Here is a 25,020-nt window from a genome sequence, read left to right on the forward strand (position 1 = left end):
ACCCGAACCCGAACCCGAACCCGAACCCGAACCCGAACCCGAACCCGAACCCGAACCCGAACCCGAACCCGAACCCGTTGTCCTGCCGCGCAGCCCCGCCCCTGTGGCAGAGGCGCTGGCCGATGAAACGCCGGAAGAACCTGCGCAAAAACCGGGGATGCTGGGCCGGCTGCTGGGGCGCAGCGCGCCAAAAACAGTCGTCCGCCGGGTTTTGGATGATGCAATGCTCGAACAGCTCGAAGAGCTGCTGATCACAGCCGACATGGGCGTGGATACAGCCCTGCGTGTGGTTGCTAATATGGCCGAGGGAAACCTCGGGCGAAAGCTGTCCGTTCAGGAAATCAAAGAACTGATGGCCGCTGAGATTGCCCGCATTATGGAGCCTGTGGCCCGCCCGCTTCCGATCTATCCCACTACGCCCCAGGTCGTGCTGGTGGTCGGGGTCAATGGTTCTGGAAAAACCACGACGATTGGCAAACTCGCCAGCCAGTTCCGCGCTGCCGGAAAAAATGTTGTTATCGCCGCGGGCGATACTTTTCGGGCCGCAGCCGTGGAACAGCTCCAGGTCTGGGGGGAACGCGCCGGCGTGCCGGTGCTGACAGCGCCGGAAGGATCTGACCCTGCCAGCCTTGCCTTTGATGCGATGGGCAGGGCGCAGGCCGATGGAGCCGACCTTCTTCTGATCGATACCGCCGGACGTTTGCAGAACCGCAGTGATCTGATGGAAGAACTGGCCAAGATCGTGCGGGTGATCCGCAAAAAAGATGATTCCGCGCCGCATAACACGCTACTGGTCCTCGATGCCACGACCGGTCAGAACGCCCTGAACCAGGTCAGGGTGTTCCGTGACATCTCTGACGTGTCCGGCCTGGTGATGACCAAGCTGGACGGCACTGCCAAAGGCGGCGTCCTGGTGGCATTGGCGGATAAATTCGGTCTGCCGATCCATGCCATCGGTGTGGGCGAACAGATCGACGATCTTGATGCTTTTGATCCGCAGGATTTTGCGGATGCGCTGATGGGCGTGCGGCAGGAATGAGGGTGTCTGCACCTGCGCGGCCCTTCTTCTGGCCGGAAATATCCCCGGGGGTCCGGGGGAGGATCCCCCCGGTTTTCCGTCCTTGACCGAATGGCTGATCTCCATCGAGGGCACACCGACCGGACACCAGGTTGCACTGGTCCTGGCACTGATCGCCGCTTTTTTGCACGCCGTCTTCGGCGCGCTTCAGAAAGGCCGCTATGATCCCTGGCTGACGCGCGGCGCGATTGATTTCTCCTATATGATGATGGCCGCGCCCTTTGCGCTTTTTGTCGTGCCCTGGCCCGAGCCGCATATGTGGCCCATCTTTGCGGCCGTCTGGGCTATCCATGTTATTTATAAACTGCTCCAGGCCTGGGCCTATACCAAGGGTGCCTATACGGTGGTGTACCCCGTCGTGCGCGGCACGGGTCCGCTCTTCACGGTTATCGGGGCCTATGTGATCTTTGGCGAAACGTTTACCGGTTTTCAGTGGCTGGGGGTTGCGGTGCTGCTGGCCGGTATTTTCGGGCTGGCTGTCTACAATATGATCTTTCTGGAAGCAGAACGTGACACGCTGAGGGCCGCCCTGGGTCTGGCCTTCCTCACCGGTCTTTTTGTGGCTCTTTACACAACTTACGACGCCTATGGCATCCGGGCCACAGCCAACCCGTTCACGTTTCTGGCCTGGTTTTTCATGATCGACGGCTTCCTGATGCCGATCATCGCCGGTCGCCGCTGGCTGCGCATGCCGGACAGGCCTGCGCCGGGGCCGCTGATGATGCGGGGTGTCTTCGGTGGTCTGGTGGCCTTTTGCAGCTTTGGCGCTGTGATGATGGCCACGCGGCTCGACAAAGTCGGCGAGGCGGCCGTCCTGCGCGAAACTTCAACGATCTTTGCCGCTGTGATTGGCTGGGTTTTTCTGAAAGAAACGGTCGGGCCGCGCCGTATTGCACTCATGGCATTGATTGCGCTGGGGGCTGTGATAGTGGAGATGGGCGGTTGATAATGCAGGAACACAAAGTGGCAAAACCAGTAAACCCGATTGTGAAACAGGTTCTCGAACTGGGGCCTACTGTACTGTTTTTTCTGATCTACCTGCGTATCCGCGATGATGTTTTCACCTTCAACGACACTGAATACACCGGCTTTATTGTGGCGGCACTGGTCTTTGTCCCCATTCTGCTGGTGGCGATGGCGATCCTCTGGAAGCTGACCGGCGAGCTCAGCCGGATGCAGGTTTTCACTGCCTTCATGGTGATCTTTTTCGGCGGGCTTACGGCCTGGTTCAATGACGAGCGGTTCTTCAAGATGAAGACAACGATCGTCTATGGAATGTTCTCCGCCTTGCTGGGCATCGGGCTTTTGCGGGGACAGTCCTGGCTGGCCTATGTTATGAAAGATATGATGCCGCTGGAGGACGCGGGCTGGATGATCCTGACACGCCGTCTCTGCGCGGTTTTTGCGCTTCTGGCGGTGGCAAACGAGGTCGTCTGGCGCACCATGTCCACCGATGCCTGGGTCAAAATCGAGACCTTTGCCTTTCCCGCGGCACTGATGGTGTTTCTGGTCTGGCAGACGATGGCGCTGCAGGATTATCTGATCGAGGAAGAACCCGGCGACGAGACCTGACCGCGTCGCACGCCGGACAGGGCCTCTACCATCGGGGTGGGTATCTGCTGAACAGGCACTGCATCCTTGCCCATCGAGCGGGCAACCTTGCTGGCCAGATCGACGGATATCGCCGCCTCAAGCGCCAGTTTGAACCGTGAATTCCGCGCGCATTTCCGGCGCAGATCATCAAAACGCCATTCCAGAACCTCGCAGCCTTCTTCCAGCCAGGTCGAGGCAGAGCTGGGCCTGCCGATCAGAAAGGCGATTTCCCCGATGAAAATCTTAGGCGGCAGGACAAAAGCCTGATCGCCTTTGCGTGCAAGCGTTGAGCCGCTGATGATAAAGTACAGCTTGTCACCGGCGTCTCCTTCGGCGGTGATCTGCATGTCCTCGGTGACGTTATAGCGCCTCGCCAGTTTCATCAGTGCACGGAAATCCCCGGGTGGCAGGCGCGGAAAGTCAAAGTAGATATCTGCATGAGCCGCCGGAATCGCGAGCCGCGAATTCCGTGCGATCAGACTGGTCAGGCCGCCCACATTCGCGAGACCAATAAGCATGCTGACATAGATGGCCGGCCAGAGCGGGTTGTCGGCAACTGTCGAATAGTAAATCAGGTAAACACCGGTGCCTGCGAGGATCAGCAGCCGCAGAACGATCTGGTTGGTTATGGCCAGACCGGCGATGTAAAACGCGCCGGCAAGATAAACCAGATATTCCGGAGAAAGCGCAGCCTCAAACATACAAACCCGTCAGTCTTATTCGTCAACACGAGAGACCTTTGGACAAAAACCGCTGTGATGCAAAGAAAATCGAGACGCCAGGTATTATTAATGGGTCTGCGGTTCCGATCAGTCGCGCCGGAACAGTTTATCCTGTGCGGCATTGTCTTTGCGGAAATCTGCCCGCTTTTCTGCATAGAGCGCGCGACCGGCTTGTACACCGGGTCTGGCAGATACGGTTTCCAGCCAGCGTGCCATGTTAGGCTTGTCCTCCAGCGTCTGCTGCTGGCCTTCCCACAGGGAGGCCCATCCCCAGATCGCCATATCGGCAATGGAGTAGAAATCCCCCGCGACAAATTCGTTTTCGGCCAGCCGGCGGTCGAGAACACCATAGAGCCGCCCGGTTTCGGAGCGGTAGCGATCCTTGGCATAGGGCAGGTCGTTGGGCGGATCCATCGCAGGCGCATATTTCAGAAAGTGATGCGCCTGGCCCGCCATGGGGCCAAGCCCGCCCATCTGCCACATCAGCCATTCGGTAACAGCGATTTTTTCGCGTGGTGTGCTGCCGCCAAAGCTGCCGGTCTTTTCAGCAAGGTACTGCAGGATTGCACCGGACTCGAAAACCGACACCGGCGTGCCGCCCGGGCCGTCGTGATCGATGATTGCTGGCATACGATTGTTAGGCGCGATTTTCAGAAAGTCCGGAGCAAACTGATCGCCCGCGCCGATGTTAATCAGGTGGGTCTGATAAGCGAGACCCATCTCCTCCAGCGCAATGGATATCTTCCAGCCGTTTGGAGTGGGCCAGAAATACAGATCAATAGGCGTGCTCATTTTGTTTTTCCTGCGCTTGTGATCCCGCCATGATGCGGTTTTTCACCAGCAGGGCAAGCCACCGGGCGTGGATAAACTGCTGTGGTGCGGTCACAATACCGCGCAGGCCCGACCAGCGCGGAGCAGGTGCCATCGGCAGAATTCCTGCGAGGCACCGCGCGCTGAGGCCTGTGCGCTGACGCAGCAACCGGTTGTAAAAGGGCATCACACCCCTGCGGCGGTAGGTCGACCAGTGACAGACGCGGTGATCCGGCGGGCTGATCCGGACGTTCAGCCGTGACAGGGCGGTCAGCGTGTGCGGGCAGTCGATCTGCAAAGTTGTGGCGTTCGGCGCGGCAATCCCCTGGCCGATGCTCAGATCCCCGGGAACCGGTGCCGGAACGATGCGCTCGAAAGCCAGGTCAAAAATGTCGTTTTCCCGGCTGGTGATGTTAAAGACTTCCACCTCGCGCCCGGCAGGGGTGTCCAGCATGGCACTTGCGCGGCTGGCAAAGCTGGCGCCAGCAAGCAGGATCATACGGTTGACGGCACCCGGTTTTACGAAGGCCAGCGCGCTCAGGGCGGTCTCTGCGCCCATTGAATGAGCGATGATATGAACAGGGCGGGCCGGGTTGGCGCGATGCAGTGCCGACAGTATCGCCGCAAGGCTCTCGCCCAGCCGTGCTGCACGCTGGTGGACCCGGCGCAGCGGCCCGCGGGCGTACCAGCCAAAGGCGATTCCCAGCCCCTCGTCGGGCCGTCCTTCGCCAAAGCCCAGAGCCCCTGGCCAGCTGTCGGCGCGATTACCAAAGATTTTCTTATGCGGGCAGTGCCCGGGCAGCAAAGGGTCGTATTTATAGCCGTGAACCATCACGATAACCGGCCCCGGTGTCAGGGCCGCGGCGGTCAGTGCGTCTGTGACAGACGCAACACTGTTGTGCAGCGCAAGCCCGTCGGGCGTTGCGTTGATCCTGAGCAGCGGCATGATGTGCCCTCTGTTCTATATGTTGTGGCTGAGGTCTCCCACATACATACGACAGCGGAGTGAACAATGTGTTACATGACCGTGACGGTGTTGACGCGGCAGTGGCGCTGTTCTATCCGTCTGGCGTGGCGATTTGTTACCGGATTGCGGGCCACGTAAAATATTCTGCTAAAAGGTCACCGATGAGGAACCCCCGTCGCGTTGACCGCGTCAGGGGGTTTTTTTGTGCCCGGAAGGGCTGGAGAGTAAAGTATGACCAGGGAACTGAACAAGCGTACCCGTGCCGTTCATGCGGGCACACGCCGCAGCCAGTACGGCGAGGTGTCCGAGGCAATTTTTCTGACACAGGGCTTTGTCTACGACAGCGCAGAGCAGGCCGAAGAACGGTTTGTCGAAGCCGGACCGGACGAGTTTATCTACGCCCGCTATGGCAATCCTACCGTGGCCATGTTCGAAGAACGTATTGCCTCCCTGGAAGGTGCAGAGGACGCATTTGCGACAGCCTCCGGAATGGCAGCGGTATCTGGTGCGCTGATGTCGATGCTGAAAGCGGGCGATCACGTGGTATCGGCCCGGGCGCTTTTCGGTTCGTGCCTTTATGTGCTCGAAGAGGTTTTGACCCGCTACGGTGTCGAGGTCACATTCGTCGACGGCACCGACAACGCAGCCTGGGAGGCCGCAATCCGCGACGACACCCGGGTAGTGTTCTTTGAATCGATCTCTAATCCGACGCTGCAGGTCGTGGATATTGCGGCTGTTTCGGCGCTGGCCCACGCAAGGGGCGCGACCGTTGTTGTCGACAACGTCTTTGCAACGCCTGTATGGTCAGATTCCATCGCGCAGGGCGCTGATGTGGTTATCTATTCTGCAACCAAACACATCGACGGCCAGGGCCGTGCTCTGGGCGGTGTGATCATGGGCAGCCGGGAATACATCCGCAAAACAGTTGAGCCCTACATGAAACACACCGGCGGCTCGATGAGCCCCTTTACCGCCTGGGTGATGCTCAAAGGGCTGGAAACTCTCGATCTTCGGGTGCGCGCGCAGACAGCCAGTGCAACGGCGATCGCCAATGCCCTTGAAGGACATGAAAAACTGGCGCGCGTGATCTTTCCCGGTCTTGCCAGCCATCCGCAAAACGCGCTTGTCGAACGTCAGATGGGACGGGGGGGCACCGTTCTTTCGATTGATCTGACAGGCGGCAAGGATGCGGCTTTCCGGTTTCTCAACGCCATCGAGATCGGCGTGATCTCGAACAACCTTGGGGATGCGAAAACGATCATGACGCACCCTGCGACGACGACCCACCAGCGTCTGCCTGACGATCAGAAAGCGGCGCTGGGTATCACGCCCGGGCTGGTGCGCATCAGCGTCGGTATCGAGGACACGCAGGATCTGGTCGAGGATATTCTCGCGGCACTGGCGCAGGCCTGAGCGCTGCAAGATCGCCGGAAATGACGCAGATCGGGAATTTTTCCCCTTGCCAGCCTTGCGGCGCACAAAGTGATCCTGTGACGCCGCAATGACGTATAAGTGAGTATGATTGGCAAGCGGGGCGTGACGCCCTAACTATATGCTACGACGTTGTCACAAGGGACATAGCGATGAATATCCACACACCCGTACTTGACGCCACACCAGACCGGGACGAGGCCGAGGCCGCACTTGATGTGCTGCGTAAATGGGCCAAAGGGGCCAGCAGCACCGAGATCCTCGAGCTTGATCCATCTGTCGCGAAACTGGTGCCCGGCTCAGATTCTGTGGAGTATCCTGCTTTTTCCCGTGACTACCCGGAGGAATTCGCGGTTGACGAGGGCTACAAGTCAACGCTGCCTGACCTGCAGAATGGCCCGTCCAGCCTGATCCGCGGTGCAAGACAGCAAATCCAGCACGTCGGCATTTCTAATTTCCGGTTGCCGATCCGCTTTCATACCCGCGACGCAGGCGATCTGACGCTTGAGGCGTCGGTCACCGGCACAGTCAGCCTGGAGGCGGATAAAAAGGGCATCAACATGTCCCGCATTATGCGCAGCTTTTACAAGCATGCCGAAGAGACTTTCAGCTTTGAGGTTATCGAGGCAGCGCTGGACGACTACATCACGGATCTGGAGAGCTTTGACGCCCGCATTCAGATGCGGTTCAGCTTTCCGATGAAAGTGGAAAGCCTGCGCTCGGGCCTTTCCGGCTACCAGTATTATGACATCGCGCTGGAACTGGTCGAGCAGGAGGGTGTGCGCAAGAAGATTATGCACCTCGACTATGTCTATTCTTCAACCTGTCCGTGCTCTCTTGAGCTGTCCGAGCATGCGCGCGCCACAAGGGGCCAGCTTGCAACCCCGCATTCTCAGCGATCTGTTGCCAGGGTCTCGGTCGAGATCGACACCAATGCAGGCTGTCTGTGGTTTGAGGATCTGATCGATGCCTGCCGCCGGGCCGTGCCCACCGAAACGCAGGTCATGGTCAAACGAGAGGACGAGCAGGCCTTTGCTGAACTGAACGCGGCCAACCCGATTTTTGTCGAGGACGCGGCGCGCCTGTTTTGCGAACAGCTGCAGTCAGACGTACGCGTCGGAGATTTCCGCGTGGTCGCAAGCCATCAGGAAAGTCTGCATAGCCACGATGCTGTCAGCGTGCTGGTCGAGGGGGAGACTTTCGCCAGCGAGAGCATTGATCCCAAGCTCTTCAACACGCTTTTCCACGTCGGCTGAACCCCGGTTACTTATGCATTGAATGCAGGGCGCGTCCAAACGGGCGCGCCTTTTAACTTATTTTTAACGCCGCACTGCGGCATTGGCCTGGCGGCTATGCACAGATGGCAATTCTAATCCGGAGGGTGCCGCATATATACAGGCGGTAACACAACACCTGAAAGGTAAGAGGTTCACCATGGCCTTCCACGACACACACTCCGTTGCTCCCCGTGACATTCTGCACAATTCCCTCGCGGGTCTGCGCAGCTTTTTCGGCTCTCTTGCACACTCTGTTGCACTGAGTTCCGAAGCCAACCGGCGCCTGCAAACTGTTGAAAAGCTGCAGGCCCTGTCGGATGAAGAGCTCAAAGCGCTCAGGATCAAACGTGACGACATCATTCGCCACGTATTCGGCGATCTTTATTACAGCTGAAGTACTGCTGACCGATATCTGATGGTGCGCGGGCAGGATGCTTGACACCGGACATGCGAGCAGCCAACCCTGCGCTCATGTTGGACCTGCGCCCCGTCGGATATGTCATCGGTTTGCTTGTGGCCGTGCTGGGTGTGGCCATGCTGTTGCCGTTGCTGGTGGACATTGCAGAAGGCCGTGGCCACTGGCCGGTTTTTGTACAGTCCGCACTGATCACAATAGTATCCGGTGGCCTGATCGCCGGGGCCTGCGCGAACGGCGTTAAAGAAGGTCTGACAATCCAGCAGACCTTTTTGCTGACAACATCCGTATGGATTGCACTGCCGCTTTTCGGCGCACTGCCCTTTATGCTGGGCGAGCCGGAGGCCCGCTTTGTAGACGCCTTTTTCGAGGCGATGTCCGGGCTGACAACGACCGGCTCCACCGTCTTTTCCGGTCTTGAGGACATGCCCAAGGGCATTCTGCTCTGGAGGGGCATCATGCAATGGCTGGGGGGCATCGGGATCATCGTTGTGGCGATGGTGTTCCTGCCGGAACTGCGTGTTGGTGGTATGCAGATCTTTAAGTCCGAAGGCTTTGATACTATGGGGAAAATCCTTCCCCGGGCCGGACAGATTGCCAGCCAGATTTCGTCAATATACCTCGCACTGACAATGGTCTGCGCGCTTGTGTACCTTGGGCTGGGCATGGAGGCGTTTGACGCGACAGTCCACGCGCTGACCACGGTGTCCACGGGCGGTTTCGCCAACTATGACGCGTCTTTTGGCGCTTTTTCCGGCCCGCATGAATATGCCGCAACCCTCTTTATGATCCTCGCGGCTCTGCCTTTCGTACGCTACGTGCAGCTGATCAACGGGCAGTCGAGACCTCTGTTTCGGGACAGTCAGGTTCTGGCATTTTTGCTGACGATCTGCGTGCTCCTCGTGATCATGTCGGCAGCACTCGCGCAAACCAATCCGCAGTACTGGGGTGATTCCGTGCGCCAGGCGCTGTTTAACCTCACCTCGATCATGACGGGCACAGGATATGCATCGGTTGACTATATGGGGTGGGGTCCGTTTTTGGTGTCGATGTTCTTTTTCATTGGCCTGATTGGTGGCTGCGCGGGCTCGACGACCTGCTCGATAAAGATTTTCCGCTACCAGCTGCTCTTTGCGTCGATAAAAATGCAGATGCGCAAGATCCGCTCGCCCAATGGTGTGTTTGTTGTCCGGTACGACCGCCGTCGCGTGAACGAAGACGTGCTGAGCTCGGTCATGTCGTTTTTCATGTTCTTTGTAGTGACACTGGGTCTGCTGGCCGTCGCGCTCAGCCTCACAGGCCTTGATTTCATCACTTCCGTTTCTGGTGCTGCCACGGCGCTTTCCAATGTCGGACCGGGTCTGGGGGACAGGATCGGACCCGCGGGCAACTTTGGCGGACTGAACGATACGGCCAAATGGCTGCTGGCTGTGGCCATGCTGTTGGGGCGGCTCGAACTGCTGGCGGTCTACGCCATCCTGACGGTGAACTTCTGGAGAAACTGAAAATGCAAAGACCTCTGGGTGCGCAGATATCGCACATGCTCAAAAACCGCGGCGTTGATGTGATCTTTGGCATCCCGGGCGTGCACAACCAGGAAATGTACCGGGGCATCGAAGAGGCCGGTATTACCCATGTTCTGGCGCGCCACGAGCAGGGAGCGGGTTTCATGGCCGACGGGTACGCGCGGGCAACGGGCAAACCGGGCGTCGCCTATGTGATCACCGGGCCAGGCGTGTGTAACATCATGACCCCCATGGGGCAGGCCTGGTCAGATTCTGTACCCATGCTGGTGATTTCCTCCTGTCTTGACGAAACAGCTGCGACACGCGGCCAGCTTCATCAGATGAAAGATCAGCGCACGGCAGCAGGTACTGTGTGCGACTGGTCCGAAGAAGCACGAACGGCAGAAGCAGCCTATGCGCTGATTGACCGGGCGCTGGGAGAATTCGCTCTGGGCCGTCCGCGCTCCAAACACATCCAGGTGCCGATTGCAGCGCTTGAGGCGCTTGCAGACCCCGCACCTGCAGAACCGCGGCATGTTTGCCCCTGGGAGCTTCCTGCTGAGGCATCGCTGGCCCGCTTTCTGAGCGCGCGCAAACCGATGTTTGTCTTTGGCGGTGGTGCAAAGCACGCGGGGCTGAATGCCAGATCTGTGCTGGCACGCATGGGGGCTGCGTCTTTCACCACATATGCGGGGCGTGGGATTGCAGCGCCGGGTGATCCATTGTGCCTTGGCAGTATGCTTGCCCGCCCGGACAGCGCGCGCATCCTCGCCCAGGCGGATCTGGTCATTGCAGTAGGGACCGAACTGTCCGAAACGGACCTGTGGCGCAGCGATCTGGGTGCCAGAGGCGATATTGTGCGCGTCGATATTGATCCGGGCAGTTTTTCACAACCCGGCGCGCTGAACATCTGTTGTGATGCCGACGTCTTTCTTGGATGGCTGGCAGAACACGCCGAAGGGCATCAGCCCGATACCGACTGGGATGCCGTTGAGGTTGCTGCGACACGCGCGCGCTGGCGCGCTGAGATTGATGCCGAACGTCCAGGCATCCTGCCGGTCTGCGAGGCGTTGCAGGCAGCGCTGCCCAAGGACGTTATGATCTATTCCGACATGACCCAGTTTGCCTATGCGGCCAAGGAAATCTGGGATCTGGATCATCCGGGGCAATGGCACCACCCCTACGGGTTTGGAACACTGGGCTATGCCACGCCGGCGGCCATTGGTGGCGCGATCGGACGTGGTGATCAACCGACGATGGCGATCATCGGCGACTATGGATTTCACTACACGATGCAGGAACTGGGGGTCGCGGTTGAACTGGGTCTCAGTCTGCCGATTATCCTTTGGGACAATGCCAAGCTCGGCGAGATCGAGGACAGCATGGTGCGCGCGCAGATCGCACCAAACGCCGTGGTTGCCCACAATCCGGATTTTTGTAAGCTGGCAGAGGCTTTTGGTGCCCGCTCAGCATCACCATCCGACCTTGCCGGGTTGCAGCAGGCGGTCCGCGCTGCATTTGACGCAGATGGCCCGACGCTGATCTACGTCACACCGCAGATATCGGAACAGCGCGTCACTCCCAGCAGCTGACCAGAACTGTCATGTCTGCGCCGCGTGAGGCGATGTCCTCGGGGGCCAGCGCATCGGTGCGAAAGCCATAGTTCACATCGATACCGGCCTGTGTCGCGAAATCGGACAGCGCGGCGGAACTCAGCGCAAACTGCACATCATCCGGCAACTGGCGACTGCTGTCAGGGCGGGGCAGCAGCATTCCAAAGACATTTCCGTTGCCGTCCATGACAGGCCCGCCCTGATCGCCGGTCAGCGCCGGAACAGTCAGCCGGTTCAAGGTCGGCTCCCCCGCCAGGCCGCTCAGATCGGCCAGTGCGCCAAATGTGACGGACGGCGCGTTGAGCGTGCCCTCGTAGGAATATCCTGCCACAGCAATTTCCGAGCTCAACTGGGGCGGCATCGGGCTGAAATTCGCAACCTGCAAAGGTGACAGCACTTCGCCCGGGGTGACGAGCGCAATACCGCGCACAGCATCTACCGCTCTCAATTCGGCATCCAGATCTCCGTCCAGCGTGATGCGGGAACAGTTCTGTACTGCTTCGGCTGTAGTCAGCACTGCACCGCCGGGTGTGACATAGAAACCGGAGCGTGATGCGCGCGGTCGTCTGATCCGCAGGCCCGACACAAGGTCAGGGTCTGCTGCGGGAGCAGCACCGGTGGAGGGGTCCATAACGCCGCCCAGCCGGGTCAGGCTCCGGCTCATTTCGCTGATCAGTCTGCTGCGCCGTGCCTCATCACCGGCAGGCCAGATCAGTGTGAAGCCTTTGATATGGCCGTCAGACAGGCTGACACGCGTCTCACTGACAATGCTGTTGCTGCGCCCCGTCAGAGAGAAACTGTCCCGTGTCAGAGTTCTGTCGCCCTGAAGCGGTACAATGCTCAGGGTCTGCATCACAACATAAAGACCAGCCAGGGTGTCGCGATCACCGGGCTGGCTGATCAGCAGCACACGGGCCCCGCCGTCTTGCCTGGGGTCATAGTGGGCAAAGGGGGCTTCATACCGGTCAAAGCGCACAAGGGATGTGGGCATTCTGATCGATATGCCGGCGGTCGCGTCGCGCACGGTCTGCACCCCAAGACCGTCCAGAATGGCATTGTATTGTGCGATCAGCTGCGCGCGCTGCCGGGTTGTCAGAACGCCGGTGTCGTCTGCCCCGTTCGCCCGTTGCCAGGCGGCCATACTGGCGCGCGTGCCGCGCCCGAATGCGCCGTCGATACCGCCGTTGTAAAAGCCGCGGTCTTTAAGGGCGATCTGAAGCCCGCGGCGTTCTTCGGCTGTCAGCGCGCGTTCGCTGCGCAGCGCTGCCTGCCGGGTTTCAGCATCAGGTGTGCCCGCGTCGGTCTCCGGTGCCGGCGAAGCCTGTGGGACAACAATTGCCGGTGTCGAAGGTGTGGGGCTGGCGGTAACGGCTGCGGTGGGTGCAGGATCTGCAGCCGCGGGCACATTGGCAGGCCAGTACTGCGCGCCATATGCGCCGCTCTGCGCAATGTAGCTGTCGCGCGGAATAAGCCCGTCGCGGCGGTAGACCTGCAGCACCTGACGCGCATCCTCTTCGGTGTAGGGTCCCAGCGCGATCGCGAACCATCCGCGTCCCATGTCAAAACCGGCCACGTCCTCGAGTGTTTCGGCGTATTCGGCGGCACGTGCTTCCGCTTCGGCCTGACTGGGCCGCGCAGCAATCTGAACCCAGACGACGTTACCGGCACCCTGTGCAAGAACCGTCTGAAAAGGGGTCATCACCAGCAAAACAATTGCCAAAACAAACCGCAACATAATCCGCACACTCCTGCGTCCTGAATACCGGCGATACATAATCAGGAAAACACCGCTTTGACCATAAGACACAGGTCAATTTATCCCCTGTGCCGCAATTGACCCCCGCGCGCGGTCAACGTAGGTAAGGCGCGCAGGAAATCCCCCGAGGCACGCATCATGTCCAAGACCACAGACAGTCCCAGATCGTTTCAGGAAATCATCCTGAGACTTCAGAGTTACTGGGCGGCGAGAGGGTGCGCGGTTCTGCAGCCCTACGACATGGAAGTCGGTGCCGGGACCTTTCATCCGGCGACAACGCTGCGCAGCCTTGGCACGCAGCCCTGGGCTGCGGCATACGTACAACCGTCCCGGCGTCCGACAGACGGGCGATATGGTGAAAACCCCAACAGGCTGCAGCACTATTACCAGTACCAGGTACTGATCAAACCAAGCCCGCCTGATCTTCAGGAGCTTTACCTGGGCTCGCTCGAGGCCATCGGTGTCGACATGGCGCTGCACGATATCCGCTTTGTGGAGGACGACTGGGAGAGCCCGACGCTCGGTGCCTGGGGCCTTGGCTGGGAAGTCTGGTGCGATGGCATGGAAGTGAGCCAATTCACTTATTTTCAGCAGGTCGGCGGCCATGACTGTCATCCGGTATCGGGCGAGCTGACGTATGGTCTGGAGCGTCTTGCGATGTACATTCTGGGCGTCGATCATGTGATGGACATGCCCTTTAATGATCCGCAGACGGACATTGCGCTCAGCTACGGAGATATCTTCCGCCAGACCGAGGAAGAATACGCACGCTGGAATTTCGACATGGCAGATACGGCGGTCCTGCTGCGCCATTTTGAGGAAGCCGAGACCCATTGTCGCGAAATCCTGTCCGCTGAACACGTAGACCCGAAAACAGGCAAGCGCATTATCATGGCGCACCCCGCCTATGATCAGTGCATCAAGGCGAGCCACATCTTTAATCTGCTGGATGCACGAGGTGTGATTTCGGTGACCGAACGCCAGGCGTACATCGGGCGGGTACGCGCGCTGGCGAAACAATGTGCGGATGCATTTGTGCAGACCCGGGCCGGGGGCTGGACCCCGGAGACGGCTGCATGAACGGGAAAATTGTCGGATCGGTTATCATGATCAGTGCTCTGGCCGCAGGTGCGGCGCTCTATTATCTCCAGGTCTACGGTTTCTATGAGGAGGCTTCTGCGGACATGCAGGAGGTTCGCCTGATGTCGGTGACCTCCCAGGAGCCCGTGGTAATCCTGACGGAAGGGATCGAGGCGATTGATGCTGACAGCTCTCCGATACGGTTTCGCGCCTGTTTCACCACGCCCTCGAGCCTCGCCATGCTGACCGAAACCTATGTCGGGCTGGACCGCGCGGTGCCCCGCAATGCGCCTGACTGGTTTGACTGCTTTGATGCAGGAGCCATCGCGGCGGAGTTGCAGGCCGGGACGGCGCTCGCCTTTCTGGGCGAAAAAAACGTTGCTTTTGGTGTCGACCGGATCGTTGCCATTACCGAAGACGGTCGTGGCTATATCTGGCACGAACTGAATGATTGCGGCGCAAAAGCCTATGACGGCACAGTCGTGGGCGAAGAATGCCCCAAACCGGAGGCAAACTGATGCCTGATCTGCTGATCGAACTTTTTTCCGAAGAAATCCCCGCCCGAATGCAGATGCGCGCCGCAGAGGACCTTAAGAAACTGCTGACCAATGGTATGGTTGAGGCAGGTCTGACCTATGCCTCGGCGGCGGCGTTTTCGACGCCGCGGCGTCTGACGCTGACGGTCGAAGGGCTGCTGGCCGAAAGCCCCACCACCACCGAAGAACGCAAAGGTCCGCGCGCGGATGCGCCTGAAAAAGCCATTGAGGGGTTCCTGCGCGGCGCAGGTGTTTCCCGTGCCGATCTTGAAAAACGCGACACGCCCAAAGGGCCGGTGCTGTTTGCGCGTATCCAGAAACAGGGGCGTCCCGCCGCAGAAATCGTGGCAGAGGTGCTGGAACAGACGATCCGCAGTTTTCCCTGGCCAAAATCCATGCGCTGGGGCAGTGGCTCACTGCGCTGGGTGCGTCCGTTACAGTCGGTACTGTGTATTCTGAGCGATGAAGCCGGTGCCGAAACCGTTCCGTTGACTGTGGACGGGATCGTTGCCGGCGACACCACCGCAGGACACCGTTTTATGGCGCCCGGGCGGTTTTCGGTCACCTCATTTGACGACTACGCGGCAAAACTGAAACGCGCCTTTGTGGTGCTCGATCCTGCGGAGCGGGCGGATACGATCTGGAATGATGCTACCAATCAGGCATTTGCAAACGGTTTTGAGGTTGTCGAGGACAAGGGGTTGCTGGCCGAAGTGGCAGGGCTGGTCGAATGGCCGGTTGTTCTGATGGGCCGGATCGGGGATGATTTTCTGGAGTTGCCGCCCGAAGTTCTTCAGACGTCGATGAAGGAGCACCAGAAGTTTTTTTCCGTGCGCAATCCCAAAACGGGCCGCATCGAACGGTTTATCACGGTGGCCAACCGCGAAACGGCCGACAGCGGCGCGACCATTCTTGCGGGCAATGAAAAGGTCCTCTCGGCACGGCTGGCGGATGCAAAGTTCTTCTGGGACAACGATCTGCGGATCGCAAAGGAAGACATGAGCGTCTGGCTGACCGCCCTGGAAAACGTAACCTTCCACAACAAACTCGGCACCCAGGCAGAACTGATCGGGCGCATGGCGAGGCTTGCGCATGACCTGGCCCCGTTGGTCGGCGCAGACGCGGATGCCGCCGAAGAGGCCGCGCGTCTGGCCAAGGCGGATCTCAGCTCGGAAATGGTTTACGAGTTTCCCGAGCTGCAGGGCCTGATGGGGCGCTATTACATCGAGGCGTCGGGCCGTCCGGCGGATATCGCAGCGGCTGCGCAGGAACACTATGCGCCGCTGGGCCCGTCTGACGATGTGCCGACAGCGCCTGTGTCGGTTGCTGTGTCGCTGGCAGAAAAGATCGACAAGCTGGCGGGCTTCTGGGCGATTGATGAAAAACCCACCGGGTCCAAGGATCCTTTTGCACTGCGGCGTGCGGCGCTGGGGATCATCCGGATTGTGATTGAGAATGACCTGAGAATTTCTCTTTCTAAAGTGCTTTCAAATTGCATTGTAGGCACATTGGTAAAGCGCGCTATTAGCTCCGGCAAAATTAAGAATCCCTTCGAAACGGTCGAAGAGTACGACAAATTGAGAGAAAGGCTGCCCGAAACTGCCGATCGTGATGCGATGGACAAAGCGTTTCTTGAGGTTAACAAGTTTGAAGATTATTTGTCCCCTGTCTATTTCGGTCTCATTTTTAACGAGGCCCAGAGTACCGCCGGTAACCTGATGTCTTTCATCCACGACCGCCTCAAAGTATATCTGCGCGACCAGGGCATCCGACATGACGTGATTGACGCCTGTATCGCGATGGAGGGCAGTGACGATCTGGCGCTGCTGGTCAAACGGGCGCGGGCTTTGTCAGAGGTGCTGGGCACGGATGATGGTGAAAACCTGATCCAGGCCTTTAAACGCGCCAACAATATCCTGACACAGGCCGAAGAAGCCGATGGGGTGGAATATTCCTATGGCGCGGATGTGAAATTTGCCGAAACGGATGAGGAGCGCGCGCTTTTTGCAGCACTTGATACCGCCGAAACGGCAATCACACCGGCAATGCAGGCGCAGGATTTTCCTGCGGCCATGTCGGCTATGGCCGCTCTGCGGACCCCGGTTGATGCCTTTTTTACCGCCGTGCAGGTGAATGCGGAAAATGCAACCGTGCGTCGTAATCGTCTGAACCTGCTCAGCCGAATTACAGGCATCTGCTCGTCAGTGGCCGATCTGACGCGGATTGACGGTTAAAAAACAACCCTCTGCGCGGCTTCGGGCGTGCAGAGCCACTTGTCACGTAAGGTTTACACCCTATGCTGCACCCTAGAGATAAAGGTGCCGCAGTGCAGAATAACCCGCATACCACACTCGTAACGCCCAGGGCGCCCATTGCGACCGACACCCATGGGGGTCGGGCAAAATGCCTGCAGCGTCTGGTGCGTCTTGATCTGCCGGTGCCGCGTACTGTGGCGCTGTCTTTTGATGCGGTGCAGCGGATTGCGCGGGGTGAGATGCCCGATATCCCGGCGATCGTTTCCCAGTTTCCCGACGGGGCGCTGCTTTGCGTCAGGCCATCGTCCGAGGACCCGGACTGGGGCGGGCCGGGTGCTGCCCTGAACATTGGTATGAACGCTGACCGCCAGGCGGACCTGGCCGCGCGGCTGGGCGATGAGGCAGCGGCTGCGATTTTCACACGCTTTGTACAGTCCTACGCCGTCGATGTCGCGCGTCTTGATCCGGATATGTTTGACGATGTGCGCCAGGATGGTGCCGCCGGACTGCAGGAGGCACTCTATGCCTACGAGGCCGAGTACGAGGAGCCTTTCCCCGCGGATCCTGCCGAACAGCTGACCGCCGTTCTCAAGTCTATGGCGCGGGCCTGGGACGGTACAACAGCACGCCTGCTGCGGCAGGCCAAAGGCGCGCCTGCGGATGCCGGGCTGGGTCTGGTCGTCCAGGAAATGGCGCTTGGCCTTGGTACCGGCGAATGTGGTTCGGGCGTTTTGCAACTGGTCAACAGTGAAACCGGACTGCCGCAGATCACAGGCCGCTATCTGAGCCAGAGCCAGGGGCGCGACGCGCTGGGGGGTGATGCGGCTGCGGTATACCTGAGCCGTGATCCACGCGGGCCGTCGCTGGAAGAACTGGCGCCCGAGGTCTTCAGCACGCTGAAAGATCATGCAGCCCTGATGCGCAAAAAGCTGCGTGAGGAAATGCAGGTTGAGTTTGTGCTGGAAAACGGCGCGCTGCACATTCTTGACGGTGTGCGGGTATCCCGATCCAGCCAGGCCGCCGTTCGGATCGCGGTGCAATTGTCCGAAGATGGCATCATTCCACGTGCCGAGGCCCTGATGCGGGTGCAGCCGCGCACACTGACAGAACTGCTGCACCGCCAGGTCAGCCCCAATGCCCGGCGTGACGTTATGGGGCGCGGCATTGCGGCCAGCCCGGGTGCCGCGACCGGCCAGATTGTTTTCACCGCGACGGAGGCGCAGGCCAGTGCCGCGCGGGGCGAGCCCTGTATTCTGGTGCGCCGTGAAACATCGCCCGAGGATATCCGCGGCATGCATGCAGCTGCGGCTGTTCTGACCGAACGCGGCGGGATCACCAGCCATGCGGCGGTTATCGGGCGCGGTATCGGGCTGCCTTGTGTCGTGGGCGCATCAAGCATGCGCTTTAACCGCAGCAAGAAACAGCTGATTGCGGAAGACGGGCGGGTTTTCTCAGAAGGTGAGGTTATAACAGTTGATGGCTCGAGCGGTCAGGTGCTTGCCGGTGCGCCTGAAATGCGCGAGGCCGCGCTTGATGAAAGCTTTCAACGCCTGATGGAGTGGGCGGATGAGCTGCGCGACATTGATATCCGCGCTAACGCCGACACCCCCGCGGACGCGCAAACAGCCAGGAATTTCCGGGCGCAGGGGATCGGGCTGTGCCGGACAGAGCACATGTTCTTTGAGACCGGCCGGCTGACCGTCATGCGCGAGATGATCTTTGCAGAAACATCCGAAGACCGTCGCGCCGTTCTGGAACGTTTGTTGCCCATGCAGCGCGATGACTTCACCCAGCTCTTCCGGATCATGCAGGGCAAACCGGTCTGTATCCGCCTGTTTGATCCGCCGCTGCATGAATTTCTGCCGACAGATCGCGCTGGCCAGCGAGAACTGGCCGAAGCGCTCGACCTGCCGCTGTCTGACGTGACCCGCAGGATCAGCGCGATGTCCGAATACAATCCGATGCTGGGCCTGCGCGGCGTGCGTCTGGGGGTAACGGTGCCGGAAATCTACGAGATGCAGGCGCGGGCAATTTTCGAAGCCACGCTGGATGCCAGCGTGGAGGGCGCACCTGTGGTTCCGGAAATCATGATCCCGCTGGTCTCTGCGAAACGCGAAGTTGAGCTGGTCAAGGTCGCAATCGACGCGGTGGCAGCAGCTGTGCGCGCGGAACGGGACCGGGAGTTTGACTACCGTCTGGGTGTGATGGTCGAGACACCAAGAGCAGCACTGCGGTCAGCAGATATTGCGCCCTACTGTGCTTTTCTCAGCTTTGGCACAAACGACCTCACGCAGATGGCCTATGGCCTGTCGCGGGATGATGCCGGGCGGTTTATGTCTGATTACGTGCAGCAGGGTGTGTTTGCAGAGGATCCGTTCCATGTGCTGGATGTGGAGGGCGTCGGAGAACTGCTCAAGATCGGTGCTGAGCGCGGACGGTCTGTCCAGCCTGATATCACGCTCTCTATCTGTGGCGAGCATGGTGGTAACCCCGAATCAATCGCCTTTTGCCGGGCCGCCGGGTTCGATTATGTGTCCTGTTCCCCCTTCAGGGTGCCGGTGGCGCGACTAGCTGCCGCACAATTGGCCATTTCTGACAATATATTGTAAAAAAATCGGCAGTCGCCACAACATGTTGTGTACACTTGGGGTTGAAAACCGGGAATATTAACCCCCGTTAACCAAGTTTCCCGCCGTAAACTTTACGTCAACCTTTTATCAAGTTAGAGCCCCTTCAGACTTTTAAGGTGGGGGAACGCAGTTATGCGTACAATCTGCAAAACAGCTTTAACGTTTTTATTTGGACTGAACCTTGGTCTTTTTGCGGCAAATCCCGGCATTTCGAGCCCGGGCGTGAAAAGCAACACTGCAACTGCACCTGCTTCGCTTGAGCAGGTAACGAGAGCTCGGATGCTGGACACGCGCCTGCAGACCGAGACGAAGGTCAACGTTGAGTTTTCAAAGCGCTGGGTGGATGCCCAGCCTGAAGCGGTGGGCGGTGATGAACTGGCCTGTCTGGCGGAGGCGCTCTATTTCGAGGCGCGCGGCGAGACAGTCAAAGGACAATTCGCTGTTGCCGAGGTTATTCTGAACCGCGTCAAATCGGAGCGGTTCCCGTCTTCGGCCTGCGGCGTGATCAATCAGGGAACAGGCAAGAAGTATCAGTGCCAGTTTACCTATACCTGTGATGGCTACGAAGAAGTGATCCGCGAGCCCCGCGCCTTTGAGCGCGTGTCAAAAGTGGCGCGGCTGGCGCTGGACGGTGTTGTCCCGAAACTGACCGAGGGCGCGACCCATTATCACACAACAGCTGTGAGCCCACGCTGGGCGCGGGTCTACACCAAAACAGCTGCGATTGGTGATCATATCTTTTATCGCCACACATGGCGCACTGCCAGCAACTGACGCTTTCCTGCCATGGCGCGACGGTTCCGGGCCTGATAAACACAATGCGTGGTCTATTACAGGCCACGCATTGCGCATTGAAAGGCCGCTGAAATGAGTTCTGAGATACGACTGGCCTTTGCGCATCCTGCCGAGCGTTCAGAGGCCACAGCGCCGGATGGTCCGCTGGACAGGATATCTCTGCGTGACCATATCGTGGATGTGGAAATCGGCGCCTTTCAGGCCGAACGGGGCGTGACGCAGCGCATTTGTTTCAATGTTGTTGTCGAAGTGCGCCCCCTGACCGGACCGATCGACGACGATGTCGACCGTATCCTGAGCTATGACAAAGTGACTGAGGCTATTGCCACAGAACTGGCTGACGAGCGGCTCAATCTGCTGGAAACGCTGGCCGAACGCGTGGCCGAGCGTATTCTGCTGGAACCGCAGGCAGAGCGCGCATTTGTCCGTATTGAAAAGCTCGACCGCGGGTCGGGCGCACTGGGCGTGGAAATCGTCCGGTCGAGGGGCCAGGTCGAAGGCGACAGAGCGGCTGCTGTCGAAACACCTGATCCCGAACTGATATACCTGAGCAATGCGGCGATTGCATCGCCGTTGCTGAAAGGCTGGATAGACCAGTTAGAGGGTATGGGCCGCCCGCTGATCTTTTGTGTCGGAGCCTCTGATACTCCCGCTCCGCAAACCGGGCACCGTATGGCGCAACGGCGCATTGATCTGCTCGCGATTGAACAGAATGCCTGGGTGCTGGCGTCTCGCGATGACCGCTGCGTTGTTGTTTCAACGCGGACTGAACTGGACTGGGCAATGCGCAACGGACAATCCTGCGTCTGGGCACCGTCCAAGATTGTTCTGGATGCCGTCGACGGACCTTCGGCACAACCGCGCGATGCAGTTGCTCTCGCCGCCTGGTTTGCGGCCACTTTTGACGCGCGGGAATTGCTGGTGATCGGTGCAGAGCTGCCGGCGGAGACATCGGTACCTCTGCGGCACCTCGCAGTTTCTGCGACCCACGTCTGACCTGTGGGGGTCGTCTACCGCCCGATTGCGCAAACCGATCCGGCCCGTCCGGAGACATCTGAGCTGCTGGCCGGAGGTTGGTGCTGGTTCACCCATGCTGAAGTTCTGGAACGCGGACGCAGCCCGGAAATCATCCCCGCAGGTGATATCCCACGCGGGGATCTGGACCGGCTGACACGGCCACGGGCATCGGTTGCGGGCCTGGACCTCAGCCGTCCGTGCATCATGGGCATTCTGAATATTACGCCGGACAGTTTCTCTGATGGCGGGCGGCTCGGGTCCGCCTCTGCCGCGACGGCGGCTGGCCGGGCGATGCAGGCAGCGGACATCCTCGATATCGGTGGCGAATCCACGAGGCCGGGTGCTGCATTTGTGCCGCCGGATGAGGAAATTGCGAGGGTCGTGCCGGTCATCAGTGCGCTGAAAGCGGCCGGTATCGCGCAACCGCTTTCCGTCGACACCCGCAAAGCGCCGGTGGCCGCTGCCGCACTTGGCGCGGGCGCTGCTCTTGTCAACGACGTGTCCGGTTTCACTTTTGATGCGGATCTTGCGCCACTGTGCGCGCGGAACGGAACGCCCGTCTGCGTGATGCATGCGCAGGGTGATCCGGCCACCATGCAGGAAAATCCGCACTATGATGATGTCGTGCTGGATGTGTTCGATTTTCTGCAGGGACAGATCAGTCACCTGAACGCACTGGGGATATCATCCGAACAGATCATCGCTGATCCGGGCATCGGGTTCGGCAAAACACAGGCACATAATCTGGCATTGCTGTCGCGGTTGTCAGTTTTCCATGCGCTGGGTGTTCCGGTTTTGCTTGGGGCGTCGCGCAAACGCTTTATTGGTACGATCGGCGGCGCGGCTCAAGCGAAGCAGCGTATGCCCGGATCGATTGCCGTGGCGCTCGCGGCATTGAAACATGGGACACAAATTGTGCGCGTTCATGACGTGCCCGAGACGGCCCAGGCCATTGCGCTCTGGCGGGCAACCGTGGCAGGACGTGCCCATGGATAAGCTTTTTGGTACCGACGGCGTGCGTGGCACGGCCAATGTTCACCCTATGACGGCCGAGATGGCCCTGCGCATCGGCGCTGCTGTGGGGCGTTACTTCAGCCGGGAAACCTCCTCGGTACATCGGGTTGTCATTGGAAAAGACACCCGTCTGTCCGGGTATATGTTTGAAAATGCGCTGACCGCAGGGCTGACATCCACGGGCATGAACGTTCTGCTTCTGGGTCCGGTTCCAACGCCTGCGGTCGGTCTTTTGACCCGGTCAATGCGTGCCGATCTGGGGGTGATGATTTCGGCCAGTCACAACCCGGCCCATGACAATGGCATCAAGTTTTTTGGCCCGGACGGCTTTAAGCTGTCTGACAAGGTCGAGGCGGAAATTGAAGCGCTCATCGCCGAAGGCGTGAGCGCGGCCCCCGCCGACGGTATCGGGCGCGCCAAGCGTATTGATGATGGCCGGTTCCGTTATATCGAGCGGGTCAAAACGTCCTTTCCACGACAGATGCGGCTGGATGGCCTGAAGGTGGTGGTCGATTGCGCAAATGGCGCGGCCTACAAAGTCGCCCCCGAAGCGCTCTGGGAACTGGGTGCCACCGTCATTCCGGTTGGCGTTGGCCCGAACGGAAACAACATCAACGATGGCTGCGGCTCGACACATCCGCAGATGGCGGCAGAAACAGTGGTGGCCCATGGGGCGGATGTCGGCATCTGTCTGGATGGGGATGCGGACCGTGTGATCCTCCTCGACGAGACAGGCAAAATCGGCGACGGCGATCAGTTCATGGCGCTGATGGCGTCGCGGTGGGCATCCGAGGGCCGCCTGGCCAATGATGCGCTGGTTGCCACTGTCATGTCCAACCTCGGCCTCGAGAACTTTCTGCAGGGCAAGGGCCTCCGGCTGGAGCGCACGGGCGTCGGGGATCGCTATGTGGTCGAACGGATGCGCGCGGGTGGCTTCAACCTCGGGGGGGAGCAATCCGGGCATATCGTTATGACGGACTATGCCACAACCGGAGACGGTCTGATGGCCGCTTTGCAGTTTCTGGCGGAAATGGTGTCTTCGGGCAAACCGGCCAGTATGCTTCTGAACAATTTCGATCCGGTGCCGCAGTTGCTGAAAAACGTCCGTTTTGCTGCGGGTCAGACACCGCTGGAGGATGCATCGGTGCAGGCCGCAATCGGTCAGGCGGAAAAGGATCTCGCCGGTCTGGGGCGTTTGCTGATCCGCAAATCAGGCACCGAACCGCTGGTCCGCGTTATGGCGGAACACGAGAATGCAGATGTCATGACCCGCGCGGTTGATATGGTTGTGGAAGCGGTCGCAGATGCCGTGAGCGTACCCTAGCGGCTTTTGAAAAGCCTGCGAAAGGCGCCATACTGGCTGAGCCCGACGCCACTGAGGATCAGCGCCATCGCCAAAAGCAGCGAAGCGGGAAGCGGCTCTCCCAGCAGCAGTGCGCCCAGCACAACCGACCAGACAGGCACCTGATAGTTCGTGATCGACATGAAAACGGGACCGGCCGTGCGGACAACAGAGACACGCAGCAGGTTTGCCGCGGCCGTGGGAACAAGCCCGAGCAGTGCTATTACGATCAGGGTTTTCTGATCCGGAACCGGCGGCAGCCCTTCGTTGATCACCGCCATCGGCAGGGTGATAACAGCGGCGATCAGCAACAGGACGGTCGACAGCCCGATGGTATCAACAGGTGGCAGCCGGCGCATCAGAATGCTCGAGAGCGCATAGCAACTGGCGGCGCCGACGCAGGCCGCGCGGCCAAATGGCTCCATAGCAGCACCTGTTGTCTCCAGCGCCTGACCGCCGATCAGGACACATACGCCAATAAACCCGATGACAAATCCGATACTTTTGCGTGGTGTTATCCGTTCGCCGGGCACCAGAAAATGCGCAAGTGGCAGAACGATCAACGCAACAGATGCCATGGAAACGCCTGCAAAGCCAGAGGTGACAAACTGTTGCCCCCAGGCCAGCAGCATAAAGGGTATGGCGGAACTCAGTGCGCCAATTGCAACGGTCGCGGTCACTGCGCTGCGCTCTGGCAGGGTCTCAAAGAGATGAAAGCCCCGCAGACCCCAGACGGCGGTCATCAGGATCGCGGCAAAGGCAATGCGCCCTGCGGCCAGCCAGAAAGGTGTCATGCCTTCGAGTGCGATTTCCGTGACCAGAAAGGTACCGCCCCAGGTAAACCCCAGTATCGCAACCATGATCCAGCTGCGTGCGGTGATGCGCGGCGATGCCGTCACAGGAAAAACCCTGATAGGGAACTTCTTGCACCAGTGGCGGGTTGATCACCAGCAAACAGAGGAGACAGACCAATGGACTTTACATTTCTGATCGTCATTCTGGCACTTGTCACGATGCTGGCTGTGATTGTCTTTGCTTTGGTAAGCAAGGCAAAAGTTGAAAAACGGCTTGCAGATGACGACAATCCGAAATCGACACTTGCCACAGACAAAGCCTCAGACGGCACACCGGTCGACGTCTGAGGATGCGTTAAACCGGCCCGGCGTTGCAGCCGGGCCGGGCAG

Annotated in this window: 22 protein-coding genes and 1 riboswitch; of the genes, 17 read left to right on the plus strand and 5 right to left on the minus strand. The window is 59.4% G+C overall.

The features are described from left to right. The 3 genes from ftsY to Q1A34_RS20700 all read left to right on the plus strand — a co-directional run. Positions 1 to 1,039, plus strand: a 1,039-nt coding sequence (gene ftsY / locus Q1A34_RS20690; protein WP_300039103.1) for a signal recognition particle-docking protein FtsY, incomplete at its 5' end; no start/stop codon positions are given. 82 nt (positions 1,040 to 1,121) lie between these two features. Beyond that, complete coding sequence (locus tag Q1A34_RS20695; RefSeq protein ID WP_300039106.1) at positions 1,122 to 2,024, plus strand: EamA family transporter; 903 nt, start codon at positions 1,122 to 1,124, stop codon at positions 2,022 to 2,024. A 17-nt stretch (positions 2,025 to 2,041) separates the two neighbouring features. Beyond that, entirely contained in the window at positions 2,042 to 2,650 is a 609-nt protein-coding gene (locus tag Q1A34_RS20700; RefSeq protein WP_300039109.1) for an inner membrane-spanning protein YciB, read from the plus strand. Here Q1A34_RS20700 and Q1A34_RS20705 read toward each other — a convergent pair. From Q1A34_RS20705 to Q1A34_RS20715, 3 genes are all read right to left on the minus strand, one after another. Further along, positions 2,614 to 3,372, minus strand: coding sequence for a Crp/Fnr family transcriptional regulator (locus Q1A34_RS20705; protein WP_300039112.1), 759 nt, complete (start codon positions 3,370 to 3,372; stop codon positions 2,614 to 2,616). The two genes, Q1A34_RS20700 and Q1A34_RS20705, sit on opposite strands and share 37 nt — an antisense overlap. Positions 3,373 to 3,480: 108 nt before the next feature. Beyond that, entirely contained in the window at positions 3,481 to 4,185 is a 705-nt protein-coding gene (locus Q1A34_RS20710; protein ID WP_300039115.1) for a glutathione S-transferase N-terminal domain-containing protein, read from the minus strand. After that, entirely contained in the window at positions 4,169 to 5,149 is a 981-nt protein-coding gene (locus tag Q1A34_RS20715) for an alpha/beta hydrolase (RefSeq protein ID WP_300039119.1), read from the minus strand. The genes Q1A34_RS20710 and Q1A34_RS20715 overlap by 17 nt, the downstream gene beginning before the upstream one ends. 115 nt (positions 5,150 to 5,264) lie before the next feature. Continuing rightward, positions 5,265 to 5,341, plus strand: a riboswitch (SAM riboswitch). A gap of 60 nt (positions 5,342 to 5,401) precedes the next feature. Between Q1A34_RS20715 and metZ the strand changes: the two genes are divergently transcribed. The 5 genes from metZ to Q1A34_RS20740 all read left to right on the plus strand — a co-directional run bounded on the left by metZ (position 5,402) and on the right by Q1A34_RS20740 (position 11,390). Further along, positions 5,402 to 6,583, plus strand: a complete 1,182-nt coding sequence (gene metZ, locus Q1A34_RS20720; protein WP_300039122.1) for an O-succinylhomoserine sulfhydrylase — start codon at positions 5,402 to 5,404, stop codon at positions 6,581 to 6,583. Between the two features lie 170 nt (positions 6,584 to 6,753). Next, complete coding sequence (folE2, locus tag Q1A34_RS20725) at positions 6,754 to 7,857, plus strand: GTP cyclohydrolase FolE2 (protein ID WP_300039125.1); 1,104 nt, start codon at positions 6,754 to 6,756, stop codon at positions 7,855 to 7,857. 178 nt (positions 7,858 to 8,035) lie between these two features. After that, positions 8,036 to 8,272, plus strand: a complete 237-nt coding sequence (locus Q1A34_RS20730; RefSeq protein WP_300039128.1) for a DUF1127 domain-containing protein — start codon at positions 8,036 to 8,038, stop codon at positions 8,270 to 8,272. Between the two features lie 77 nt (positions 8,273 to 8,349). Beyond that, complete coding sequence (locus Q1A34_RS20735; RefSeq protein WP_300039131.1) at positions 8,350 to 9,798, plus strand: TrkH family potassium uptake protein; 1,449 nt, start codon at positions 8,350 to 8,352, stop codon at positions 9,796 to 9,798. Between the two features lie 2 nt (positions 9,799 to 9,800). Then, on the plus strand, positions 9,801 to 11,390 hold the full coding sequence (locus tag Q1A34_RS20740) for a thiamine pyrophosphate-binding protein (protein ID WP_300039134.1): 1,590 nt from the start codon (positions 9,801 to 9,803) through the stop codon (positions 11,388 to 11,390). Here the strand turns inward: Q1A34_RS20740 and Q1A34_RS20745 are convergent. Further along, positions 11,374 to 13,146, minus strand: coding sequence for a serine protease (locus Q1A34_RS20745; protein WP_300039137.1), 1,773 nt, complete (start codon positions 13,144 to 13,146; stop codon positions 11,374 to 11,376). The two genes, Q1A34_RS20740 and Q1A34_RS20745, sit on opposite strands and share 17 nt — an antisense overlap. A gap of 159 nt (positions 13,147 to 13,305) precedes the next feature. Here Q1A34_RS20745 and Q1A34_RS20750 point away from each other — a divergent pair, with 159 nt between their 5' ends. The 8 genes from Q1A34_RS20750 to glmM all read left to right on the plus strand — a co-directional run bounded on the left by Q1A34_RS20750 (position 13,306) and on the right by glmM (position 23,818). Continuing rightward, positions 13,306 to 14,247 (plus strand): glycine--tRNA ligase subunit alpha, encoded by a 942-nt coding sequence (locus tag Q1A34_RS20750; protein ID WP_300039140.1) that lies wholly within the window; start codon positions 13,306 to 13,308, stop codon positions 14,245 to 14,247. Beyond that, positions 14,244 to 14,765, plus strand: a complete 522-nt coding sequence (locus tag Q1A34_RS20755; protein WP_300039143.1) for a DUF6446 family protein — start codon at positions 14,244 to 14,246, stop codon at positions 14,763 to 14,765. Before Q1A34_RS20750 ends, Q1A34_RS20755 begins: the two co-directional genes overlap by 4 nt. Continuing rightward, positions 14,765 to 17,017 (plus strand): glycine--tRNA ligase subunit beta, encoded by a 2,253-nt coding sequence (gene glyS, locus Q1A34_RS20760; protein ID WP_300039146.1) that lies wholly within the window; start codon positions 14,765 to 14,767, stop codon positions 17,015 to 17,017. The genes Q1A34_RS20755 and glyS overlap by 1 nt, the downstream gene beginning before the upstream one ends. A 62-nt stretch (positions 17,018 to 17,079) precedes the next feature. Then, positions 17,080 to 19,647, plus strand: a complete 2,568-nt coding sequence (locus tag Q1A34_RS20765) for a putative PEP-binding protein (RefSeq protein WP_300039149.1) — start codon at positions 17,080 to 17,082, stop codon at positions 19,645 to 19,647. Positions 19,648 to 19,800: 153 nt separating this feature from the next. Beyond that, positions 19,801 to 20,442, plus strand: coding sequence for a cell wall hydrolase (locus tag Q1A34_RS20770; RefSeq protein WP_300039152.1), 642 nt, complete (start codon positions 19,801 to 19,803; stop codon positions 20,440 to 20,442). 93 nt (positions 20,443 to 20,535) lie between these two features. After that, a complete protein-coding gene (locus Q1A34_RS20775; RefSeq protein WP_300039154.1) occupies positions 20,536 to 21,459 on the plus strand; it encodes a dihydroneopterin aldolase in 924 nt (307 codons plus the stop codon). Between the two features lie 3 nt (positions 21,460 to 21,462). Further along, complete coding sequence (folP, locus tag Q1A34_RS20780) at positions 21,463 to 22,476, plus strand: dihydropteroate synthase (protein ID WP_300039158.1); 1,014 nt, start codon at positions 21,463 to 21,465, stop codon at positions 22,474 to 22,476. Next, entirely contained in the window at positions 22,469 to 23,818 is a 1,350-nt protein-coding gene (glmM, locus tag Q1A34_RS20785; RefSeq protein WP_300039161.1) for a phosphoglucosamine mutase, read from the plus strand. The genes folP and glmM overlap by 8 nt, the downstream gene beginning before the upstream one ends. Here glmM and Q1A34_RS20790 read toward each other — a convergent pair. Continuing rightward, positions 23,815 to 24,735 carry a DMT family transporter gene (locus tag Q1A34_RS20790; RefSeq protein WP_300039164.1) on the minus strand — a complete coding sequence of 307 codons (921 nt, stop codon included), beginning with the start codon at positions 24,733 to 24,735 and terminating at the stop codon, positions 23,815 to 23,817. The genes glmM and Q1A34_RS20790 overlap by 4 nt on opposite strands. 72 nt (positions 24,736 to 24,807) lie before the next feature. Between Q1A34_RS20790 and Q1A34_RS20795 the strand changes: the two genes are divergently transcribed. Further along, positions 24,808 to 24,978: a hypothetical protein gene (locus tag Q1A34_RS20795; RefSeq protein WP_300039167.1), complete on the plus strand. Its 171-nt coding sequence runs from the start codon at positions 24,808 to 24,810 to the stop codon at positions 24,976 to 24,978. Positions 24,979 to 25,020: the final 42 nt, after the last annotated feature.

It is taken from the genome of uncultured Roseobacter sp., assembly GCF_947491795.1.
Lineage (GTDB): Bacteria > Pseudomonadota > Alphaproteobacteria > Rhodobacterales > Rhodobacteraceae > Roseobacter.

Coding starts and splice junctions, on each gene's coding strand:
- folE2 (WP_300039125.1), top strand. CDS start 6,754: ATGAATATCCACACACCCGTACTTGACGCCACACCAGACCGGGACGAG.
- Q1A34_RS20730 (WP_300039128.1), top strand. CDS start 8,036: ATGGCCTTCCACGACACACACTCCGTTGCTCCCCGTGACATTCTGCAC.
- Q1A34_RS20740 (WP_300039134.1), top strand. CDS start 9,801: ATGCAAAGACCTCTGGGTGCGCAGATATCGCACATGCTCAAAAACCGC.
- Q1A34_RS20745 (WP_300039137.1), bottom strand. CDS start 13,146: ATGTTGCGGTTTGTTTTGGCAATTGTTTTGCTGGTGATGACCCCTTTT.
- Q1A34_RS20710 (WP_300039115.1), bottom strand. CDS start 4,185: ATGAGCACGCCTATTGATCTGTATTTCTGGCCCACTCCAAACGGCTGG.
- glmM (WP_300039161.1), top strand. CDS start 22,469: ATGGATAAGCTTTTTGGTACCGACGGCGTGCGTGGCACGGCCAATGTT.
- glyS (WP_300039146.1), top strand. CDS start 14,765: ATGCCTGATCTGCTGATCGAACTTTTTTCCGAAGAAATCCCCGCCCGA.
- Q1A34_RS20755 (WP_300039143.1), top strand. CDS start 14,244: ATGAACGGGAAAATTGTCGGATCGGTTATCATGATCAGTGCTCTGGCC.
- Q1A34_RS20765 (WP_300039149.1), top strand. CDS start 17,080: ATGCTGCACCCTAGAGATAAAGGTGCCGCAGTGCAGAATAACCCGCAT.
- Q1A34_RS20735 (WP_300039131.1), top strand. CDS start 8,350: ATGTTGGACCTGCGCCCCGTCGGATATGTCATCGGTTTGCTTGTGGCC.
- Q1A34_RS20775 (WP_300039154.1), top strand. CDS start 20,536: ATGAGTTCTGAGATACGACTGGCCTTTGCGCATCCTGCCGAGCGTTCA.
- Q1A34_RS20770 (WP_300039152.1), top strand. CDS start 19,801: ATGCGTACAATCTGCAAAACAGCTTTAACGTTTTTATTTGGACTGAAC.
- metZ (WP_300039122.1), top strand. CDS start 5,402: ATGACCAGGGAACTGAACAAGCGTACCCGTGCCGTTCATGCGGGCACA.
- Q1A34_RS20795 (WP_300039167.1), top strand. CDS start 24,808: ATGGACTTTACATTTCTGATCGTCATTCTGGCACTTGTCACGATGCTG.
- Q1A34_RS20750 (WP_300039140.1), top strand. CDS start 13,306: ATGTCCAAGACCACAGACAGTCCCAGATCGTTTCAGGAAATCATCCTG.
- Q1A34_RS20705 (WP_300039112.1), bottom strand. CDS start 3,372: ATGTTTGAGGCTGCGCTTTCTCCGGAATATCTGGTTTATCTTGCCGGC.
- Q1A34_RS20715 (WP_300039119.1), bottom strand. CDS start 5,149: ATGCCGCTGCTCAGGATCAACGCAACGCCCGACGGGCTTGCGCTGCAC.